Origin of the sequence: Candidatus Palauibacter sp. (assembly GCF_965208055.1) — a bacterium.
Taxonomy (GTDB): domain Bacteria; phylum Gemmatimonadota; class Gemmatimonadetes; order Palauibacterales; family Palauibacteraceae; genus Palauibacter.
On record NZ_CBDBNY010000004.1, the window covers coordinates 762,639 to 783,306 of the forward strand.

Consider the following 20,668-nt stretch of genomic DNA (forward strand, 5'->3'; position numbering starts at 1 on the left):
AGCGCTCAGCACGGTGCGCCCGGGCCACCCGGGGACTCCAGGAGATCGATCGCGTGCCTCGCGACCCGGGCCGCGCACCCGGGTTTCCCGAGCCGTTCGCGAACGACGCCGAAACCGCGAAGCATCTCGCGCCGCTCGGGCGCCTCTTCGCCGAGGAGCGCCTCGAGCGCCTCCGCCGCGCGCTCCGCCGTCAGCCGATCCTGCAGGAACTCCGGAACTATCGGGGCCTCCGCAACGAGGTTGACGAGTACGATGGACGGCACCCGCACCAGCCGGCGGCCGATAGTCCACTCCAGCCTGCCCATGCGGTAGCCCACCACCATCGGCACGCCCGCGAGCGCGAGTTCGAGCGTGATCGTGCCGGACTTCGTGAGGGCAGCCCGGGACCGTTCCGTTACCTCGCGCGCGCCCGCGGTCGGGAATCCCGCCGCGGCGTAGAGCGATTCCGGCAGGTGAGAGGGGCGCGCGACGACGAAATCGAGATCCGGATGCCGGCGCGAGAGTCGCCGCGCGGCGTCGGCGAAGACCGGAAGCATGCACCGGACCTCCTGCGCCCGCGATCCCGGGAAGAGTCCGATCACCCTCCTCGCACCGGATGTTCGGCGCTGCGCGGCCGCGCGAGCCCCCGCACCGTCTCCCGGAGGGCGCGGACCGTCAAGGAGCGGGTGCCCGACGAACTCCGTCCGCACGCCGTACCGCTCGAGCAGCGGTGCTTCGAACGGGAGCACCGTGAGGACGCGGTCGCAGTCGCGCCGGAGCTTTCTCGCCCGGCGCTCCCGCCAGGCCCACACCTGCGGCGCGATGTAGTAGAGGACCCGGCGTCCCCCCCGCCGCGCGCTTCGAGCGAGCCGAAGGTTCAGCCCCGGGTAATCGATCGGAAGGAACAATCGCACCTCCTCCGTCACGAAGAGGCGCCGGATCCTGCGCTCCAGTCGAAGGAAGCCCGGCAGACGCCGCAGCACCTCCGTCCCCCCCATCACCGACAACTCATCCAGCCCGGCGATCCTCGACACACCGGCCGCGTCCATCTCGGCGCCTCCGATCCCGAACAGCCTTGCCTCGGGCAGCTTCCGGCGGATCTCCCGTGCGACCGCCGCGCCGTGGTGGTCCCCCGAGGATTCGCCGGCGGAGATGAAGACCGCCGGCCGCCGGCGTGGATGTGGGGTCAGGACACCCGGCCGAGGTAGGCCATCAGCATGAGGACGAGCGCCAGGAGAATGAGGAGGACCAGCGTCCGGGGTCCCCGCTTGACCGCGCCTCCGAGCTTCTTCCGCTCCTCACGAATCTTGAGCAACGACATGCACGAACTCCTCGATTTCGCGGGTGATCCGGATCGCGACTTCCAGCGCTTCCCTGCCCGCGCGACCCGATACCAGGCGGCTCGGACGTCCTGCGATCGCGTCGGCGAAGGCCGCGAGTTCCCGGGCGAGCGCCTCGCCGCCGCGAGCCTCCAGCGGCATATGCTCCACCATCGCCTCCACTCCCGTGATTTCGGTCACGGTCTGCGGATCGCGCCGCCTGTAGTGATGTCCCGTTCCGGCCGCCAGGTCCAAGCTGAAGTACCCGGAGCGCTGGAACAACCGCAGCTTCCGGATCGCCTTCAGCGCCACCCGGCTCGCGGTGATGTTCGCCACCGTACCGTCCTCGAAGGAAAGGCGCGCGTTGGCGAGGTCGATCCGGGGGGAAATGACGGGCACGCCGACCGCGCGCACGTCCGCCAACGGCGCCTCCGTCAAGGTGAGGACGAGGTCGATGTCGTGGATCATGAGATCCAGGATCACCGTGGTGTCCGCCCCCCGGGGCTGAAACGGCGCCATGCGCAGCGACTCGATGAACCGCGGTCGATCCAGCCACGGATCCGCGGCGAGGAGGATGCCGTTGAAGCGCTCCACGTGACCGACTCCGAGAACGACACCCTTCTCCTCCGCGAGCGCGAGGATCTCATCCGCCTCGGCGAGGCTCGCGGCGAGCGGTTTCTCGACCAGCGCGTGGCACCCCGCCCGGATCGCTGCGGTCGCAACCTCATGGTGCGCCGGAGTGGGCACCGCGATGACGACGGCTTCGACGCGGTCGAGGAGCGTCTCCGCCTCCGGGAAGGCCGGCACGGACCACGTGTCCGCGACCGTCTTCGCCCGCTCTGCCGACCGGTCGTGGACCCCCTCCAACGCGAAGGCGTCGCTCGTCGCGAGGAGCCGGGCGTGCTCGGCGCCCAGCTTCCCGACCCCGACGACGCCGGCCGGGATCCGGCTCACACGGCGGACCGGGACTTCGTCTCGCGCGGCTCCGGCGGGAGGTCATCGTCCGGTCCGACGCGGGTCGCGGTCACGCCCCGCTCGGAATCGCGGATGAACTGCACGAGTTCCCGCACTTCGGGCGTCATCTCTCCCCGCCGGACGCGATCGAGACTCGTCCGGAGCGGGTCGCCGGACCGGAAAATCGTCCGGTATGCGGCCTGCAGCGCGCGGATCGCCTCGGGCTCGAATCCCCGGCGCTCGAGGCCGATACGGTTGACGCCGTACGTGCGGGTCCGACTTCCCCCGGCGAGCGTGTACGGCGCAACGTCGCGCGAGACGCGGGCGCCTCCTCCAACCATCGCGTGGCGGCCGATGCGCGTGAACTGGTGGATGCCCGTGAGCCCTCCGACGATCCCCCAATCTCCGATCTCGACGTGCCCTCCCATGGTGACGCCGTTCGCGAGGACGACATGATCCCCGATGAGGCAGTCATGGGCGATGTGCACGTAGGCCATCACGAGCGTGTCCGCCCCGACCGAAGTCAGGCCGCTCGCGGCCGTCCCCCGGTTCAGCGTCGTGAACTCGCGCACCACGGTGCGGGCGCCGATCTCCAGGAAGGTGCGTTCCCCCGCGTATTTCAGGTCCTGCGGGTCCGAACCCAGGACGGCCCCCTTCGCGATGCGCACATCCTCGGCCACGCGCGTGTCCCGCTCGATGAGCACGTGAGGGCCGATCCGGACGCGTTCGCCGACCTCCACGTCGGGACCGATCACGGTGTACGCGCCCACGGTAGCGCTGGAAGCGATGCTCGCCGACGCATCGACGACCGCCGTCGCATGGCGCCCCGGGGCGTAGCCCGCCGACGTCACCGGTCCATGACCTGCCCCAGAATCGTGGCCTCCGCCGCGACCCTGCCGTCGACCCGGGCCACCCCCTTCAGTTTGCCGCGCTTGCCCCGCCCCTGAACGAGGTCGAGCTCGAGGATCAACTGGTCGCCGGGGATGACGGGCCGCCGGAATTTCACACCGTCCACCGACAGGAAGTAGATGACCTTGTCCTCGGGGTTTTCCAGGCCGCCCATCAGCAGGAGTCCCCCGCACTGGGCCAGCGCCTCGATGATGAGCACGCCGGGCATCACGGGACGGCCGGGAAAATGCCCGGCGAAGAACGGTTCGTTCGCGCTCACGTTCTTCAGGCCGACGATCCGCTGCCCCGGCTCCATCTCCAGCACGCGATCCACCAGGAGCATCGGATACCGGTGCGGGAGGATGTTCAGTATTTCGGTGACGTCCATCACCCTTCCTCGTTCGTCTCGTTCTCGCGCAATCCGGCTCCCCGTGTCGTGCGGCACGACACCAGCCGGCGGGCGAGTTCCAGATTGCCGTGATGTCCCGGCCGTTCCGCGACCACATGACATTGCAGCCTCGCGCCCACGAGGGCGAGGTCGCCGACGATGTCGAGAATCTTGTGGCGCACGAACTCATCCGGGAAACGGAGGTTCTGCCCGGCTTCAAGCCCATCCGCGGAAAGGACGAGCGTGTTTTTCGGCGTCGCGCCGAGGGCGAGTCCCTGCTCCCGCAGCGCCTCCCCCCATGCGGACAGGCCGAAGGTGCGGGCCGGCGCGATCTCCCGCAGGAACTCCGCGGGCTCCAGCCGCGCGCTCGCGGACTGCCGCCCGATGAGAGGGTGATCGAAGTCGATGGTCGCCGAGATCCGGGCGGTCTCCGCCGGGAGGACATCGTACCGGGTTCCCCCGACCTCCAGGTGGAGCGGGCGGTCGATCCGGAGGCTCGGCGCCTCCGCTGCCTGCGTGACAGGTCCGGCGTCCAGCAGCCGGTCGCACCACATGGCGGCGCTCCCGTCGAGAGCGGGAAGTTCGGGCCCGGAGACGTCGATCCGGAGGTTGTCGAGCGTCAGCCCGTGCGCCGCGGCGAGCACGTGTTCGGCGGTGCGAACCACGGCTTCGCCGCTTCGGAGGGCGGTCTCGCGGTGGGCGGAGTGTATGGACTCCACCGTGGCGGGGATCTCGGGCGCTCCGGGAAGATCGGCGCGGCGGAAGCGCAGACCGCCGTGCTCGGGCGCGGGACGGAGCCTGACGACGGCAAGCTCGCCCGTGTGTATGCCGTACCCGCGGACCTCCACGGCCCGCGCGATCGTGCGCTGTTTCGCCGTCAAGCGCTTCCGTCGTCCGACCGGCGCCCCGGGCCTGGCCGCTCGCCCTCGCGGGCGCCCGACCGCCGCTCGAGCCTCGCGACGCGATGAAACAGGCCCGACAGCCGGCTCAGGTGAGCGGCCTCCTTCAGCCATGACCGTTGAGGCCGGGCCGGCGTCCCTCCCAGCTCCGCTCCCGGGGGCACGTCCCGAACCACGCCCGTCTGCCCCGCGATGCGCGCGCCGGCGCCGATCGTCAGGTGGCCGGCCACGCCGGCCTGGCCGCCAAACTGCGTTCCGTCGCCGATGTCGCAGCTCCCCGCGATGCCCACGTGCGCGGCGATAAGGCAGTCGCTCCCGACCCGAACGTTGTGTCCCACGTGCACGAGGTTGTCGAGCTTGGTCCGGTCTCCGATCCGCGTGTCATCGAGCGCGCCGCGGTCGATCGTGCAGTTCGCTCCGATCTCGACGTCCGCTCCGATCACGCAGCCGCCGACCTGCGGCACCTTGTACGCACCGTCCGGCCCCGGCACGTACCCGAAACCATCCGTCCCGATGCGCGCGCCGGCGTGCACGCGCACCCGGTCGCCCAGCTCGACGTCGTGGAGGATGGAGACGGCGTGGCCGAGCCGGCAGTCGACGCCGAGCCGGGCTCCGCGGCCGATGAGTGTCCCCGGTCCCACCCACGTTCCACGCCCGATCCGGGCTCCGTCTTCCACCACCACGCCCGGACCCAGCGACACCGCATCGTCGATCCGCGCCCCCTCGCCGATCCGGGCGGACGGATGGATCCCCGGCGGGGGCTCCGGCTCCGGATGGAACAGCCGCACGATCCTGGCGAAGGAGAGACGAGGGTTGTCGACCTTGAGGACGGTGAACCGGACGCCGCGCGGTTCGAAGCCCCGCGGGGTCAATACCGCCCCCGCCCGGGTCCCGTGGACGGCCTCCCGCAGCGCTGCGCGGGCGAAGAATGCGAGGTCTCCCGGTCCGGCAACGTCGAGCGAGGCGACGCCGCTCAATCGACGGTCGGGATCACCCAGCACATCCGCGCCCACGCGGCGGGCGAGATCGGAGACCGTGTACGCCGGCATTCGCGGAACGGGGCCGGACTCGCCCCGACACTAGCCGCCGGGCTGGGCCGAGAGGGCGGCGAGGTCCACCCCGAGACGCTCGAGGACCGCCGTCGTGATGTCGAGCGACGTGTCCGCCGCCACCACGCCCGCGGCGATGTCGAGCACGATCGAGTAGCTGCGTTCCGCGCGGATCTCCTCGATGATCTCGTTCACCCGCACCACGATCGGTTCGAGCAGTTCCGCACGACGCCGATCCAGTTCGACGTTCAGTTCCTGCTGTCTCGTCGCCGCCTGCTGCTGCTTGTCGCGGATCTCCCCCTCTTTCTGCTGGCGCCCCGCCGGGTCGAGCAGCGACTGCTGCTGCTGATATGCCGCGATGAGGGAGTCGATCTCCATCGCGAAAGCCTCGAGTTCACCCTCGAACTCGACGGAAAGACGCTGAAACGCGGCGCCGGCCGAATCCGCGCCGGGCGCGACGGGGAGGATGGCCTGCGTGTTCACGTAGACGATCGGCGTCCCCTCGGGGGGCAGCGGGACGGCCTCCAGCGCCGGCGGCGCCGGCGGCTCCCCCGGCTGTTCCTGGCCGGCCAGAGGACCCGCGATGAGTGCGCCGAGCGCCAGCGCGCCCATCACCGCCGACCCCGCGCCCCTGTGAATCCAGTTCATGTCGGTATCCCTCTCGGTTCAGAACACTCGTCCGAACTTGAAGTGCAGTTGCCAACCCGGATCCGGCCGGCCCAGGACATCGCGCCGGTCAAACCCGTATGCGTAGTCGAGACCCAGGGGACCGAAGGGCGTGACGAGACTCGCGCCGATCCCGGCCCCCACCAGAAGGTCCGTCGGATTGAGCTGGCTGCTGTCCAGCCAGACGTTCCCGGCGTCCATGAAAGCACTCATGAAGATGCTGCTCGTGAGCTTGATCCCGAAAGTCACGCCGGTCCGGAAGAACGATTCTCCCACGCGATCGAGGTCGCTGAAGGGGGCGTCGTTCGGGATGTGCCCCGATGGGGTCACCGAGGCCTCGTCATACCCTCGTAACTGGATCCCCGCCTGCGTGCCCCCCGCGTAGTAGCGTTCGGTGAAAAACGGGTTCCGGCCCATGATGAGCCCCGCCTCGAAGCTGAGGCCGAAGGTGAGTTCGATGGGCGGGCTCGTGCTCCCGGGGCCTCCGCCCAGCCGGCCCACCGGCACGAACCACTCGCTCGTCAGGTCGAGTTTCCGGTAGTTCCCGTCCCCTCCCAGAAAGCCGCCCGTCTGCCGGAGCGCGAGCTGGTTCCGGGCGCCGCTCGTCGCGAACAGGGGATTGTTCCGGCTGTCCTGGACCAGTCGCCAGGAAAGCGCGGACCGCAAGCCGGAGAAGAGCGAGAACCGCCGCCCGATCACGTTCGTGGTGTCCAGCCCCCGCACGTCGTCGTCGAAGAGGGAGTATCCCACGAAGACGCGCGTGTTTCGTATCCCGAAGATGGGGATGCCGACTTCGGTCAGCCCGCCCGTCTGGCGGCGGTCCCCGAGGCTGAAGCCGGTGAACTGGTCGCGCGAACTCCGGAGCGTGACATTTGCGGAATAGTGGCTTCCGAGGAGTTCCGGATCGGAGTAGCTGATGTCGAGGTCCCGCTGCCGGCGGCCGAAGATCCAGCGGAAGCTTCCCGTCTTCGCGAGTCCGAACAGGTTCGGCTGCGAATAGCCGATGAACCCCGCAAGTCCGGTGAAACCGGAGGCCGTGATCCCGAAGTTCAGCGTGCCCGTCTGCTTCTCCTGCACGCGCAGCGAGATGTCGATGTCCCCGTCCGGGCGCGGGCGGATGTTGATCGCCTCGTCCGGAGGCAGCGGCTCGAAGAAGTTCAGCCCCTGGATGTTCTGGAACGACTGGATCAGACGTTCCTGCGAGTACACGTCCCCGGGGAAGATGAGCAGGCGGTTCCGGATCACGCGGTCGTGCGTGGCCGTGTTCCCCTCGATCGCGATCTCCCGGACATAGCTCCGCGCGCCTTCCTCGATGATGAGATGGGCGGTAACGCGGGGCGGCTCGCCTTCGGGGGCGTCCACGCGCCGCACGTCCGGTGTGACGCGCGAGGCGAGATACCCGTTGTTCCGGTACAGGTCTCCGAGGTCCGCCGGCGAAGCGTAGAAGGCGGTGAAGTTGAAGGGAGGATACGCCTCGTCACCCTCGGCCTCGTGCTGTCCGCGGCGCACGATCGGTTCGATCGTCGCGAGCGGGAAAGCGCGGTTCCCGGTGATCCTCAGATCTTCGAGCAGATACCGGGCCCCTTCCTCGACGCGGATTTCGATCCGGCCCTTCCCGGTGACGCGGTCCGATATGACCGAGTCGCCGAGAACTTCGAAGTCCAGGTAGCCGTTCGAGCGGTAGAACTCAGGGAGCCGCTCCGTCAGATCGCGCCGGAATTCGTCCTGCTTGAGTTCGCCCGAATCGAACCAGAAGAACCCCTCCTCATCGGTGGCCATCGCCGCCCGGAGTTCCGCATCCGTGAACGCTTCGTTCCCCTCGAACGTGATCGCCGTCACCCCGAGCCGCGGCCCTTCGTCCACGTCGAAAACGACGAGCAGGTCGGGGGGGAACGCCGGGTCCGGGCGGATGAGCGTATCCACGCTCGCCGTCGGAAACCCTTCGTTCGACAACAGTTCGAGGATCGTGACGCGCGCACGGCCGATCCGGCTGGGGTCGAGCGGACTGTTGCTCGCGAGGCCGATGGTGTCGCGGATGACATCTTCGTCCACCCGTTCCAGTCCCCTGAACGCGTACTGCGTGATGTAGGGCCGTTCCTCCACGCGGATGTAGAACACGCCGCGCTCGGGATCGTCCGACTCCGCCACTCCGATCTCGATGTCGGAGAAATCCCCGGTGCTGAAGAGGCGTCGGATGGCGTCCTGGATCTGGGGCTGGCGCACGACGTTGCCCGCGCGGAGGCCGCTCCGCGTGATGATGAGGTTCTCGGAGTGGCGCTGGTTCCCCACGACCACGACCGAATCGACGCGCACGGAGGACTGGTCGAGCTGGATCTGTGCCGCCGCTGGCTCCACCGCGGCGAGCCCGAGGATCACGCCCGTCAGCACCAGTCCGCCCGCCGCGCCGGCGAGCGGCCGCCGGCGGTTCATTTCGCCGAAGAAGTCGTGGGCGTGGCGAACACCAGGCTGTCCTCATCTTCGGCGATGTCCACGAGGATCTGATCGCCGGGCTCGAAGTCGGCCATCAGGATCCGCTCGGAGAGCGCATCCTCGACATGCCGTTGAATCGTGCGCTTGAGCGGACGCGCCCCGAACTTCTCGTCATAGCCGCGGTCCACGAGGAAACGGATCGCGGCATCGGTCAGTTCGAGTTCGAGGCGCTCCTCCGCGAGGCGTTTCTGCACCTCACGGAGCTGGATATGCACGATCTCTCCCAGTTGCTCCTTCGAGAGCGGATGGAAGACGATCGTCGCTTCGACCCGGTTCAGGAACTCGGGCGTGAACACGCGGTCGATCTCGTCCGAGACTCGTTCCCGGATCCGCTCGTAGTCGATCCCGCTCGCTTCCTCCGTGAAGCCCACGCGCGTCGAACTGCCGATGTCCCGGCTCCCGACGTTCGATGTCATGATGACGACGGTGTTCTTGAAGTCGATGACCCGGCCGTAGTTGTCCGTCAGCCGACCCTCGTCGAGCACCTGGAGGAGGATGTTGAAGACATCGGGGTGCGCCTTCTCGATCTCGTCGAGCAGGACGACGCTGTACGGCCGGCGCCGGATGGCCTTCGTGAGCGCGCCGGATTCCTCGTAACCGACGTAGCCCGGAGGCGCGCCGATGAGACGGCTCACGGAGAACTTCTCCATGTACTCCGACATGTCCACGCGCACGAGCGCGCTCTCCTCCGCGAACAGAAAGCGCGCCAGAGCCCGCGCCAGTTCGGTCTTCCCCACCCCCGTCGGACCGCAGAAAATGAAGCTCCCGATGGGGCGGTCGGGATCCTTCAGACCCGCCCGCCCGCGGCGGATGGCGCGACTCACCGCCTCGATGGCCTCGTCCTGCCCGACGACGCTCTCGTGCAGTTCGTCCTCCATGCGGAGCAGGCGATCCGTTTCCGCTTCCCTGAGCCGGGTCACGGGAATCCCCGTCCAGCGGCCCACGATGAAGGCGATGTCGTCCTCTTCGACCGTGGGGCGGAACTCGGCCCGCGCACGCTCCCACTCGTCGCGCCGGCGCTTGATCTCCTCCTGAACCTCCTTCTCGCGGTCCCTGAGGTAGGCGGCGCGCTCGAAGTCCTGGTCGCTGATCGCCGCGTCCTTCCACTCCGCGAGTTCCTCGAGCTTCGCGTGGAATTCCTGCACCTCGGCGGGCGGCACCTGGGCGGCGAGCCTCGATCGGGCGCCGGCCTCATCGATCACGTCGATGGCCTTGTCCGGGAGAAACCGGTCCGTGATGTAGCGCTCCGCCAGCCGGGCGGCGGCGGAGAGCGACGCATCCGGGATATCCACGTTGTGGTGGTCCTCGTAGTACTTCCGCAGACCCTGAAGGATCTCGACGGTCTCGTCGATGGTCGGAGCTTCGACGATCACGGTCTGGAAGCGGCGTTCCAGCGCCCCGTCCTTCTCGATGTACTTCCGGTACTCGTTCAGCGTGGAGGCGCCCACGCACTGCAGCTCCCCGCGGGAGAGGGCCGGCTTGAGCATGTTCGATGCGTCGATCGCGCCTTCCGCCGCGCCGGCGCCGACCAGCGTGTGCAGTTCATCGATGAAGAGGATGACGCTCTTCGCCTGCGAGGTCTCGTTCACGATCGCCTTGAGGCGCTCCTCGAACTGACCCCGGTATTTGGTGCCGGCGATGACCGCGGCCATGTCGAGCCCAAGGACGCGGTGCCGCTTCAGGCTGTCCGGCACATCGCCCCGCTGGATCGCCTGGGCGAGCCCTTCGACGATCGCCGTCTTGCCCACTCCCGGCTCGCCGATGAGCACGGGGTTGTTCTTCTTGCGGCGCGAGAGGACCTCCATCATGCGCTCGATCTCGCCCAACCTGCCGATCGTCGGGTCGAGTTTTCCCTGGCTTGCGAGCTGCGTGAGATCCCGGCAGAAATGGTCCAGCGCCGGGGTCTTCGACTTCTTTTCCCCCTTCTTGCCGGACGAACTTGCGGGGTCGGATACGGAGGCCGCGGCGGGCGCGCCGCCGGCCGGCATGTCCGTCCCGAGCAGCTTCAGCGTCTCGGCCCGCGCGTTGTCGAGTCCGATTCCGGCCTCTCCGAGCGCCTTGGCCGCGAGCCCCTTCTCCTGGCGGAGAAGGCCGAGCAGAAGGTGTTCCGTCCCCACGTAGGTGTGGTTGAGTTCCTCCGTTTCGGCCATCGCGTGCTCGAGCACGTTCTTCGCCTGCGTCGTGTACGGGAGTTCGCCGATCGACGAACTGCTCTTCCCGGTCCGGATATTCCCCTCCACGAGCCGCTTCAGCTCTTCGAGGTCGGCGGACAGGTTGGCCAGAACCGCGGCGGCAACGCCCTCGCCTTCGCGAATCAGGCCGAGGAGGATGTGCTCCGTGCCCACGTAATCGTGCTTGAGGCGGATGGCCTCCTCGCGCGCCATGGCGAGCACCTTCCGAACACGATCCGTGAAGTTGTAGTTCATCCGGGCCTCATGTGGCGTCGACGAAACGGCCGGTGGCGTGATTCAGTGCGATCCCGCGCGATTCAAGGCTCTTCGAACGTAGCTCGCGCGGAACGCGTCCGCATCCGCCTCATCGAGCCGGCGTCCCGCCTCGCGCGCGAGATGTGCGGTCTGGGCATGGATCATCATGCGGCTGATCACGTCTACCCGGGGTGTTTTCAGAAGTTTCAGCGAGATGCCGAGTCGGACTCCGGAGAGGAGGTTCATCATCTCTTCGAAGGGCAGGCTCCTTGCGTGACGCAGAATCCCGTAGGCCCGCCAGACCTTGTCCTCGAGCACGTTCGGCGCTTCGCGCAGCAGTACGGCGCGCGCCTGCTTCTCGTATCCGATGACGCGGCCGACCAGGCGTTCGAGCTGGTCGATCAGATCCTCCTCGGTCTTGCCCAGAGTCGTCTGGTTCGAAATCTGGAACAGGTTCCCCACGATCCTCGAACCCTCTCCGTATAGACCCCGGTAGGTCACGCCGAGTTGCCCCATGCCCTCCAGCACCTTGCGGATCTGGCGGGTGAGGACGAGACCGGGCAAATGGATGAAGACGGAGGCCCGCAGCCCGGTCCCCACATTCGTCGGACAGGAGGTGAGGAAGCCGAACTCCTGATGGAAGGCGTACGGAAGACGGGCGCCGATCTCCTCGTCCAGCTGGTCGAGGTCGCGCCACGCGGCTGCGAGCTGGAAGCCCCCGCGCAGCGTCTGCAGCCGGAGGTGATCCTCCTCGTTCACCATCATGCCGAGCGTCCGCGTCCGGGACAGGGCGAGGCCCGAGCCGCGACGCGGTCCGGTTTCGGGTCCGCCGATGAGTTCCTTGCTGACGAGGCGTCGTTCGAGCAGGAGCAGGCGATCCACCGGGTCGAGGCGCGAGATCTCCCAGAAATCGACCTCTTCGAGCACGCCCGCGGCCTCCGTCGCCACCCGCGCCTTCTCGAGCAGGGCCTCGCGCTCTTCGCCGGTCGCGTGCGCGGAGAAGGAATACCCCTGGAGGTTGCGGGCGAGTCGCACCCGACTCGAGACGACGATATCGCCATCGGGGCTCTCTTCGTCCAACCAGTCGAGACCGTGGGTTCCGATGGCCGGCGCGGCCGCCGGCTCGTCCGTCACGACACCTCCGTCAGGGCGTGGATCGCGTCTCTGAGGTCCGCCGCCGATTCGAAGTCTTCGATCTCCACGGCCCGCTCGAGGCGTCGCCGGAGGGTGGAGAGGCGAACCTGCTCGGGGTCCGCGTCGAGGGCCGTGCTCACGTACACCTTCCCCATGTGCTGCGAGGAGCCGTGCACGCGGCGCAGGAGCGCCCGGAGCTGCCGGTGGAACTGCGCGTAGCACTGCGGGCAACCCAGCCTCCCCGACTTCCGGAAGTCGCCCGCCCCGGTGCCGCAGTACTCGCACGCCTCGCCGGCCTCGTCGAACAGCGTGTCCCCGGCGGTCCCGCCAAGGTGCGCCAGCAGATCCGCCATGGGCGCGGATCCGCCGCCGGCCGATACACCCTTCAGTGTCGCGCAGGTCGAACAGAGATTGAGCGTGCGCATCTCGTTGTTCTCGATCTCGGTGAGGGTGATCTTCGCCTTGCGCTCCCCGCAGTTCTCGCAATCCATCGCGTTTCTCCGTTACGTCGCCCGGCGCCCCATCACGCGGCGACGAGTTCCCCGCTCTCGATGCGCAGCACCCGGCCCGCGCGGCCCGCCAGTTCGCGGCTGTGCGTTACGACGACCAGCGCCGCGCCGTGTCCGTCCACCAGTTCGAACAGCAGATCGTGCAGGCGCAGTGTCGCCTCGGCGTCGAGGTTCCCGGACGGCTCGTCCGCCAGCACGAGCGGGGGCGCGTTCGCCAGCGCCCGCGCCACCGCCACCCGCTGCTGCTCTCCGCCGGAGAGCCGGCGCGGCCGGTGGCTCGCCCGTTCCGCCAGCCCCACCTGAGCCAGGAGTTCCGCGGCCCGGTCCCGGGCTTCCTCCCTCGATGCGCCGGCGATCAACCGTGGCAGCATCACGTTCTCGAGCGCCGTGAAGTCGCGCAGCAGGTGATGGAACTGGAAGACGAAGCCGACGAACCGGTTTCTGAGTTCGGCCAGCCGCTCCCCTCCGAGTTCCGACACCCGTTCGCCCCCCAGCCAGACGTCTCCCGCCGTCGGCCGGTCGAGGGCGCCGAGCAAATGTAGCAGCGTGGACTTCCCGGACCCACTCGGGCCCACGATGGCCAGGGCATCCCCCGGGTCCACGGTGAGGTCGATCCCGTTCAGCACCGGCAGGAGACCGCCATCCGGGCTCGGGAAGGTGCGGACGAGCCCCGCCGCTCGCACCGCCGCTCCCACCGCGAGCGACGCCTTACCGTCTCCGCCCGACGTCATTCGTGCCGGATCGCGTCGACCGGCGCGAGCGCCGCGGCTTTCCGCGCCGGGTAGATCGTGGCCAAGTAGGAGATGAGCAGCGATCCGAGGATGATCAGCGTGACATCGAGCGGCGCGAGCGAGATCGGCAGGCGGTCGATGAAGTACACGTCGCTCGGGAGCGTGATGAACTCGTAGCGGGTCAGCGCCCAGGCGAGACTGGCGCCGAGGGCGGCCCCCAGGGTCGTACCGACGACGCCGATGAAGAGTCCCATGTTCGTGAACACCCTTCCGACGCTTCCGGCGGTCACCCCCATCGAGCGGAGAATCCCGATCTCGCGCGTCCGGTCCGCGACCATCATCACCAGCGTCGAGACGATGTTAAAGGAGGCGACGAGGATGATGAGGATGAGGACGACGGCCATGCCGAGCTTCTCGAGCCGAAGCGCGGAGAAGAGGCTCCTGTTGAGCTCCTGCCAACCCTCCACCCGGTACGGCCAGCCCAGCGCTTCCTCCACCCGCGCGGACACTTCCGTCGCCTCCCACGGGTCGCTCACGTCGAACTCGATCCCGGTCACGGCTTCGCCGAGTCCGAACAGGGCCTGCGCGTCGGCGAGCGGGGCCATCGCAAGTTCGTCGTCGTACTGGTAGAGGCCGGTCTGGAAGATCCCCGTGACCTCGAAGCGTTTCAGCGAAGCCGAGAGCCCCGCGGCCGAGAGCGTCGCGTCCCGGGTGGACGCCGCGACGATGACCTTGCCCTGGTAGAGCCCCATCTTCTGCGCGAGGCCGCGTCCGACCACGATGCCCGGATTCCCGGACTCGGTCGGGCCGAAGGGCGGCTCCCCGATGATGAGGTGCTCGACGAGCCCGGCGATCCGCATCCCCTCCGGGTCGTCGGTGATCCCCCGCAGCACGACGGACTCGTTGTAGCGGTCGCCGGGCTGCGTGAGGATGACCTTGTTGAAGGCGAACGGGGAGGCCGCGATCACATCCTCGTCCTGCCGGACTCGCGCGAGCACCGTCTCCCAGTCCTCCATCTGGAACCCGCTATCGAGTTCCATCACGTGCGCGTGCGGCCCCCCGCTGAGGATCCGGTCCCTCAGGCTCTCCTGGAGGCCGTTGAGGACGCCGATTACGACGATGAGCGCCATCACGCCGACGGCCACGCCTCCCACCGCGAGACTCGAGATGAAGGCGACGAGCCTCGAGTCCTTCTCGTCCACGGTGCCTGCGCCCGCCAGCGGCCGCCACGGCCTGCGGGCGAAGCGGCCGAAGGCGCGGAATACCCCCGGCACCGACATGCGACGCCCCGTCCCCCGCAGATAGCGCCGCGCCACGAATCGTTCGAAGCGACTCCGCCCTCCGCTCAAGAGCGTCCCTCCTCGGCCCGCAGGATGGGGAAGAGGACGACGTCGCGAATCGAAGTCCGTCCCGTCAGCAGCATCACGAGACGGTCGACCCCGAGCCCGAACCCGCCCGTCGGAGGCAGCCCGTACTCCAGCGCCCGGACGTAGTCCTCGTCAATCGCCATGGCCTCCTGGTCGCCCGCCTCTCTCAGACGCTGTTGCGCCGCGAACCGGTTCCACTGATCCGCCGGGTCGTTGAGTTCGCTGAACGCGTTCACGAGTTCGAAACCGCACACGACGACCTCGAACCGCTCCGCGAAGTCCGGCTCTCCCCGCATGGGCTTCGCGAGCGGGCTCATCTCGATCGGATGGCCGTACACGAAGACCGGGTCCGTGATCCGGCCTTCGACCAGCTCGGAGAACAGCGTGTCGAGAAGCTGGACGCGGGACAGTTCGCCCGCGTCGGCGCGCCCGGTCTTCTTCGCCAGGGCGCGAAGATCGGCCTTCCCGGCCCGCCGCGGATCGAGGCCGGTGGCCTCCGAGAAGGCCTCATCCCAACGGACGCGGGCCCAGGGTGCGGCGAGGTCGATGACCGTCCCATCGTATTCGAAGCGCGTCGTCCCCATCACCTCCCGCGCGACATCGCCGACCATCGTCTCGGTGAGCTTCATCACATCGTCGTAGTCGGCGAACGCGAAGTACAACTCGAGCATCGTGAACTCGGGGTTGTGCGTGCGGTCGACCCCCTCGTTCCGGAAGTCGTGCCCGATCTCGTACACGCGGTCGAGGTTCCCCACGATGAGCCGCTTCAGATAGAGTTCATCGGCGATCCGCAGGAACATTTTCCGGTCGAGCCGGTGGTGGTGCGTGGAGAACGGCCGGGCGAGCGCGCCGCCGTAGAGCGGCTGCAGGATCGGGGTCTCCACCTCGAGGAAGCCGCGTGCGTCGAGCCAGCGGCGGAGTTCCGTGACGATTCTGCCCCGGATCCGGAATACCTCGCGGACATCCGGATTCACCGCCAGGTCCGCATACCGCTGCCGGTAGCGGGAGGCCTGGTCGCTGAATCCGCTGTGCACGATCCGACGCCCATCCCCGGCGACCTCCTCCTTCCCGAACGGGAGCGGGCGAAGAGTCTTGGTCAGGAGGCACAGCGATTCCGCGCGAACGGTGACTTCGCCGCGCCGGGTCCGGAAGACGGCCCCCTCGACGCCGACCCAGTCCCCGAGGTCGAGCAGATCCATGAGCGCGGAGCCCTCGTCGCCCAGGAGGTTGCGCCGCAGGTGGATCTGCAGCCGCCCGTCGCGGTCGCCGATATGGGCGAAGGCGCTGCCTCCCAGGTCGCGGTAGGAGAGGATGCGGCCCGCAACGCGGACACCCTCGAGTTCGGCGGCGCCCCCGCCGTCCGCCGCCCCTTCCGTCGCGGCCTCCGCGGCTGACTCCGCCTCCTCGAACGCCGCGAAGGCCTCGCGCAGTTCATGGGAACGGTCGAAGGCATGGCCATAGGGCTCGACGCCCAGTTCGCGCAGGCGGGCAAGCTTCTCGAAGCGGTCCCTTACGGGCTTCGGCCGCTCCTTCGAAGCGTACCAGCAGGCGGTACAGACGCCGTCCCGGAGCCCGGGAGTTTCGGAGCCGCAGGAAGGGCAGCTCATCCGCTCGTCTTGCCGGATTCCTGGAGAAACGCCTGGATGAAACCGTCGATCTCGCCGTCCAGGACCGCGTCGACGTTGCCGACCTCGAGATTCGTCCGGTGGTCCTTGACCATCTTGTAGGGCTGCAGGACGTAGGACCGGATCTGTCGGCCCCACTCGATCCGCGTCTTTGTCCCCTCGAGTTCGGCCCGCCGCGCCTCCCGTTCCTCGACCGCCCGCTGGTAGAGGGCGGCCTGCAGCATCTTCATCGCCTTGGACTTGTTCTTGTGCTGGCTGCGCTCCTGCTGGCACGAGACGACGATACCCGTCGGGAGATGCGTGATCCGCACCGCGGAGTCCGTCTTGTTCACGTGTTGGCCGCCCGCCCCGGATGCGCGGAAGGTGTCGATCCTGAGATCCTCCTCGTTGACCGCGATCTCGATGTCCTCATCCACGACCGGGTAGACGAAGACCGAGGCGAAGGAGGTGTGGCGGCGTCCCTGCGAGTCGAAGGGGGAGATGCGCACGAGGCGGTGGACACCCCGTTCGGCCGAGAGATACCCGTAGGCGAACTGTCCTTCCACATCGAGCGTGGCCGACTTGATCCCCGCTTCGTCGGCCGGAAGAAGATCCATGACCTCGACATCGTAGTCGTGCTGTTCCGCCCAGCGCAGGTACATGCGCATGAGCATCTCGGCCCAGTCCTGCGACTCGGTCCCACCGGCGCCCGGGTTGATCGTGACGAGCGCGCTGCGGTGGGCGTCCGCCCCCCGCAGCATGTTCCGCGACTCCAGGCGGGCAGCCTCCTTCTGCGCCATCCCGAGTCCCGCCTCGAGCTCCGCCTGCAGCTCCGCGTCGTCCTCCTCCTCGAGCAGGAGCGCCATCTCGGACAGATCGTCCACGCGAGCGGAGCAGTCCGCCCATGGGCGGGTCCAGCTCTTGAGGAGGTTCGTCTCGCCGATGACTTCCTTCGCCCCGTCGCGGTCGTTCCAGAAGTCCGGAGCCGCCATCTTCTTCTCGAGTTCGGCGATGCGGGTCAGCTTCGCGGGAATCTCAAAGATACCCCCGTAGCTCGTCGAGCCGGCCGCGCAGCGCTTCCGCGCGTTCTTTCTGTCTCACCAACTCCGTCATTTCCGACTCCAGGCCCTCCGCGCGAGCGGCAGATCCGTCTGGGGTGTGGTGGCTGGCCGTAAATAGACCACGTTTCCCCGCGGAAGGCGAACTTTCCGGGGCCGCGTCACACGAGGTCGAAATCGACCCGCCGCGCCTCGCGATCCACTCGGACGACCTGAACCTCCACGGGGTCGCCGAGCCGGTAGCTCTTCCGCGTGCGACGGCCCCGGAGCGCGTGCCTCGCCGGGTCGTGTACGTAGTAGTCTCCCGCGAGGCGGCTCACGTGGACGAGTCCCTCGATGTCATACGCGTCGAGCCGGACGAAGAAGCCGAAGCGGGCCGTGGCGCTGATCGCGCCGGCGAAGTGATCTCCCACATGCCGCTCCATGAACTCGACCTTCTTGAGTTCCACCGAATCCCGCTCCGCCCGGGCCGCGTTCTCTTCGCGCGCCGAAGCCTGGCGGGCCGTCTCCGAGAGCCATTTCCGGCTCATCCTGCGAACGCTCGCGGGCTCCGCCAGCCAGCGAGCCAGCTGCCGGTGGACGACGAGGTCCGGGTACCGGCGGATGGGCGAGGTGAAGTGGAGGTACGCCGGCGAAGCGAGCCCGAAATGGCCCTCGTTGCTCGTCTCATAACGGGCCTTGGCGAGACTCCGCAGCACCTGAACGGAGATGACCGGCTCCTCCACCCTGCCCTTCACCGCGTCGAGCAGGCGCTGGAAGTCGCGCGGGCGCGGGTTCCGCTGCGGAAAGGAGAGCCCGAACTCGCCCGCCAGGAGGCGCAGTATTTCGAGCTTCTCCGGGTTCGGTTCCTCGTGGATGCGGAAGAGTACGGGCACCCCCTTCTCGATCGCCCAGTTCGCCACCGTTTCGTTCGCCGCGATCATCAGGTCCTCGATGAGCCGGTGAGAATCGAACCGCTCGCGCCGGCGCACGTCGACGGGAGCCCCCTCCTCGTCGAGTACGACTCTGGACTCCGGCAGATCGAAGTCCAGGCTGCCGCGAGCCCTGCGCCGCCGACGGAAACTCCGGCTCACCTCGAGCAACGCCCGAAGGTCGTCGCGAAGGCCGGGGTCGCGCTCGGTCGCCGGCGTGCGTTCGCCCTCCATCGCCTCCTGCGCCTCTTCATAGGAGAGCCGGTGTGCGCTGCGGATGATGGCGCGGGCGAAGCGCGTCCCCCGGAGCCCTCCGCCGCGATCGACGGTGAGGAATGCGGCCAGCGTCAGGCGGTCTTCGCCGGGGACGAGCGAGCAGAGGTCGCTTGACAGCGCGTGCGGGAGCATGGGGAGTACGCGGTCGACGAGGTACACGCTCGTGCCGCGCTCCCGAGCTTCCGCATCGAGCCCATCCCCCTCGCGCACGTAGTGCGATACGTCGGCGATGTGGATTCCGACTCGAACGCCACCCCCGGCGAGCCGTTCGATGGAGATCGCGTCATCGTGATCGCGGGCGTCCACCGGGTCGATCGTGATCACGCGGTCAGCCCGACAATCCTCTCGACCTTCCAGATCCGCCGGCTGGATCCCCCGCGCGGCCAGAGCTCTCGCCGCCTCCTCGACGGCTTTCGGGAACGCATCGCCGATCCCGTAGCCCACCTGGATCGCGAGCACCGCCACGCCGGGATCTCCGGAAGGCCCGAGCACGCGTTCGACGCGGCCCGCCGGGCCCGGACCCTCTTCCCCCCAGTCCGTAACCTCGACGACCACGATGTCGCCGGGTTCGGCCTCTCCGCGATGGCGCGCCGGGATGAACAGGTCGATCCCGAGCTTCGGCTGGGTCACCTCGAGCCAGCCCTGCCCGCGTGCGCCGCGGAAGACGCCGACGACGTGCGAGCGGGCCCGTTCGAGGACCTCGCTGATGGTCCCCCGGGGTCCGCGCCGGCCGCGGTCGTCGATCCGCACCGTAACGCGGTCCCCGTCCACGGCCGTGCCGAGATCGCGGGCGCGGACGTAGACGTCTTCGTCTCCCTCGTCGGGGATGACGAAGGCCGCGCCGCTCTCGATCCGTTGCAGCCGGCCGCTGACGCGCCGGGGACCTCGGGATCGCCGGCGGCCCCGGGACCGTCCGCGGGGGGTCAGAGAGGCTTCGCCTCGTCGATGAGCATGATCGGGATCCCCTCGTCGACCTCGTATTTCAGGCGGCAGGCGTAACAGAGCAGGGCTTCCTCTCCCTCCTCCACGCGGTACTCCAGTTCGCCCTTGCACTTCGGGCAGGCGAGGATCTCAAGCAGTTTGTCGTCGAGGGGCATCAGCTCTCCTGCGCGGGAACCCGGAAACCGAGCACCCTAAGATGGTGCGTTTTCTTGCGCCAGTTGGGGAGGACCTTGACGCGGAGCCGGAGGTAAACCCGCTGCCCGAGGAAGCGTTCGATCTTCCGGCGGGAGCGGATCCCGAGCTTCCGGATGGTCCTTCCGCCCGCTCCCACGACGATCCCCTTCTGGGATTCCTTCTCCACATGGATCAGGGCCTCGATGTATGTGGGTCTGTCCCCCTCCCGTTCGCGGAACTCCTCGACCCGGATCGCCACCGCGTAGGGGACCTCATCCTCCAGTTCCTCTAGACACGTCTCCCGGATCATCTCGGCGACGAAGTACCGGACCGGCGCGTCGGAGAGATCATCCAGGGGGTACAGGGGCGGCGATTCCGGAAGGCGCGCCGACAGGGCTTCGAGCAACTCCGGCACCCCCTCGTCCTCCGTGGCGCACGTCCCGTGTATCTCGTCCCAGCCGCCGCTCGCGAATCGGGCCCGGAGACCCTCGCGGGTCGACGCCTCCACGCGGTCGATCTTGTTGAGACAGAGAATCTTCGGAACACGGACCGCGGGCGCGAACCCGCCGGCCCAGTCCAGGCTGGGTTCGAACCCCGCGTCCGCCACGGCCAGCACGAGATCCGCGTCATCCAGCGCCGCAAGCGCCTCTTCCCTCATCGATCGATGCAGGGTGTAGCGAGGCTCGAGGAGGCCGGGCGTGTCGATGAACACGGCCTGCGAGGCTTCGTCCGAGTAAATCCCGAGGAGTCGCCGCTGCGTCGTCTGGGCCCTCGGCGTGACGGCCGCGAGCCGCTCCCCGAGGAACGCGTTGAGCAGCGTGGACTTGCCGACGTTCGGAAGTCCGACGATGGCGACGAAACCGGCCCTGAACGTCATGGGCGAACCACGGGTTGGAGCAGGCCG

19 protein-coding genes are annotated in these 20,668 nt (G+C 68.5%); all 19 read right to left on the reverse strand.

Features of this window, described 5'->3' with window-relative positions; all coding sequences use genetic code 11:
- Positions 1–5: 5 nt before the first annotated feature.
- On the reverse strand, positions 6–1,169 hold the full coding sequence (gene lpxB / locus ACOGXI_RS03600; protein WP_419940148.1) for a lipid-A-disaccharide synthase: 1,164 nt from the start codon (positions 1,167–1,169) through the stop codon (positions 6–8).
- Entirely contained in the window at positions 1,166–1,300 is a 135-nt protein-coding gene (locus tag ACOGXI_RS03605; protein ID WP_310778316.1) for a hypothetical protein, read from the reverse strand. The genes lpxB and ACOGXI_RS03605 overlap by 4 nt, the downstream gene beginning before the upstream one ends.
- Positions 1,278–2,252, reverse strand: coding sequence for a Gfo/Idh/MocA family protein (locus ACOGXI_RS03610; protein ID WP_419937524.1), 975 nt, complete (start codon positions 2,250–2,252; stop codon positions 1,278–1,280). Before ACOGXI_RS03610 ends, ACOGXI_RS03605 begins: the two co-directional genes overlap by 23 nt.
- Positions 2,249–3,103 carry an acyl-ACP--UDP-N-acetylglucosamine O-acyltransferase gene (lpxA, locus tag ACOGXI_RS03615; RefSeq protein ID WP_419937525.1) on the reverse strand — a complete coding sequence of 285 codons (855 nt, stop codon included), beginning with the start codon at positions 3,101–3,103 and terminating at the stop codon, positions 2,249–2,251. Before lpxA ends, ACOGXI_RS03610 begins: the two co-directional genes overlap by 4 nt.
- Positions 3,100–3,528: a 3-hydroxyacyl-ACP dehydratase FabZ gene (gene fabZ / locus ACOGXI_RS03620; protein WP_419940149.1), complete on the reverse strand. Its 429-nt coding sequence runs from the start codon at positions 3,526–3,528 to the stop codon at positions 3,100–3,102. Before fabZ ends, lpxA begins: the two co-directional genes overlap by 4 nt.
- Complete coding sequence (gene lpxC, locus ACOGXI_RS03625; RefSeq protein WP_419937526.1) at positions 3,528–4,409, reverse strand: UDP-3-O-acyl-N-acetylglucosamine deacetylase; 882 nt, start codon at positions 4,407–4,409, stop codon at positions 3,528–3,530. Before lpxC ends, fabZ begins: the two co-directional genes overlap by 1 nt.
- The gene (gene lpxD / locus ACOGXI_RS03630; RefSeq protein WP_419937527.1) at positions 4,406–5,476 is read right to left on the reverse strand and encodes a UDP-3-O-(3-hydroxymyristoyl)glucosamine N-acyltransferase; all 1,071 of its coding nucleotides are present in this window, start codon (positions 5,474–5,476) and stop codon (positions 4,406–4,408) included. The genes lpxC and lpxD overlap by 4 nt, the downstream gene beginning before the upstream one ends.
- Positions 5,477–5,506: 30 nt before the next feature.
- Entirely contained in the window at positions 5,507–6,124 is a 618-nt protein-coding gene (locus tag ACOGXI_RS03635; RefSeq protein WP_419937528.1) for an OmpH family outer membrane protein, read from the reverse strand.
- 18 nt (positions 6,125–6,142) lie between these two features.
- Complete coding sequence (gene bamA, locus ACOGXI_RS03640) at positions 6,143–8,572, reverse strand: outer membrane protein assembly factor BamA (protein ID WP_419937529.1); 2,430 nt, start codon at positions 8,570–8,572, stop codon at positions 6,143–6,145.
- The gene (locus tag ACOGXI_RS03645) at positions 8,569–11,058 is read right to left on the reverse strand and encodes an ATP-dependent Clp protease ATP-binding subunit (RefSeq protein WP_419937530.1); all 2,490 of its coding nucleotides are present in this window, start codon (positions 11,056–11,058) and stop codon (positions 8,569–8,571) included. Before ACOGXI_RS03645 ends, bamA begins: the two co-directional genes overlap by 4 nt.
- Before the next feature lie 42 nt (positions 11,059–11,100).
- Positions 11,101–12,192 carry an ATP--guanido phosphotransferase gene (locus tag ACOGXI_RS03650; RefSeq protein WP_419937531.1) on the reverse strand — a complete coding sequence of 364 codons (1,092 nt, stop codon included), beginning with the start codon at positions 12,190–12,192 and terminating at the stop codon, positions 11,101–11,103.
- Positions 12,189–12,683: a UvrB/UvrC motif-containing protein gene (locus ACOGXI_RS03655; protein ID WP_419937532.1), complete on the reverse strand. Its 495-nt coding sequence runs from the start codon at positions 12,681–12,683 to the stop codon at positions 12,189–12,191. Before ACOGXI_RS03655 ends, ACOGXI_RS03650 begins: the two co-directional genes overlap by 4 nt.
- Positions 12,684–12,715: 32 nt before the next feature.
- Positions 12,716–13,432, reverse strand: a complete 717-nt coding sequence (locus ACOGXI_RS03660) for an ABC transporter ATP-binding protein (RefSeq protein WP_419937533.1) — start codon at positions 13,430–13,432, stop codon at positions 12,716–12,718.
- Complete coding sequence (locus tag ACOGXI_RS03665; protein ID WP_419937534.1) at positions 13,429–14,781, reverse strand: FtsX-like permease family protein; 1,353 nt, start codon at positions 14,779–14,781, stop codon at positions 13,429–13,431. Before ACOGXI_RS03665 ends, ACOGXI_RS03660 begins: the two co-directional genes overlap by 4 nt.
- Entirely contained in the window at positions 14,778–16,406 is a 1,629-nt protein-coding gene (gene lysS, locus ACOGXI_RS03670) for a lysine--tRNA ligase (RefSeq protein WP_419937535.1), read from the reverse strand. Before lysS ends, ACOGXI_RS03665 begins: the two co-directional genes overlap by 4 nt.
- Positions 16,403–17,516 (reverse strand): peptide chain release factor 2 gene (gene prfB, locus ACOGXI_RS03675; protein ID WP_419937536.1). Its coding sequence is split into 2 segments (ribosomal slippage): positions 16,403–17,449 and positions 17,451–17,516, totalling 1,113 coding nucleotides; the frame shifts between segments, so codons are not numbered across the junction. The genes lysS and prfB overlap by 4 nt, the downstream gene beginning before the upstream one ends.
- A 106-nt stretch (positions 17,517–17,622) precedes the next feature.
- Positions 17,623–19,650 (reverse strand): ribonuclease R, encoded by a 2,028-nt coding sequence (rnr, locus tag ACOGXI_RS03680; RefSeq protein WP_419940150.1) that lies wholly within the window; start codon positions 19,648–19,650, stop codon positions 17,623–17,625.
- Positions 19,572–19,745 carry a Trm112 family protein gene (locus tag ACOGXI_RS03685; protein WP_419937537.1) on the reverse strand — a complete coding sequence of 58 codons (174 nt, stop codon included), beginning with the start codon at positions 19,743–19,745 and terminating at the stop codon, positions 19,572–19,574. The genes rnr and ACOGXI_RS03685 overlap by 79 nt, the downstream gene beginning before the upstream one ends.
- Positions 19,745–20,641 (reverse strand): GTPase Era, encoded by an 897-nt coding sequence (gene era / locus ACOGXI_RS03690; protein ID WP_419937538.1) that lies wholly within the window; start codon positions 20,639–20,641, stop codon positions 19,745–19,747. Before era ends, ACOGXI_RS03685 begins: the two co-directional genes overlap by 1 nt.
- Between the last annotated feature and the right edge of the window lie 27 nt (positions 20,642–20,668).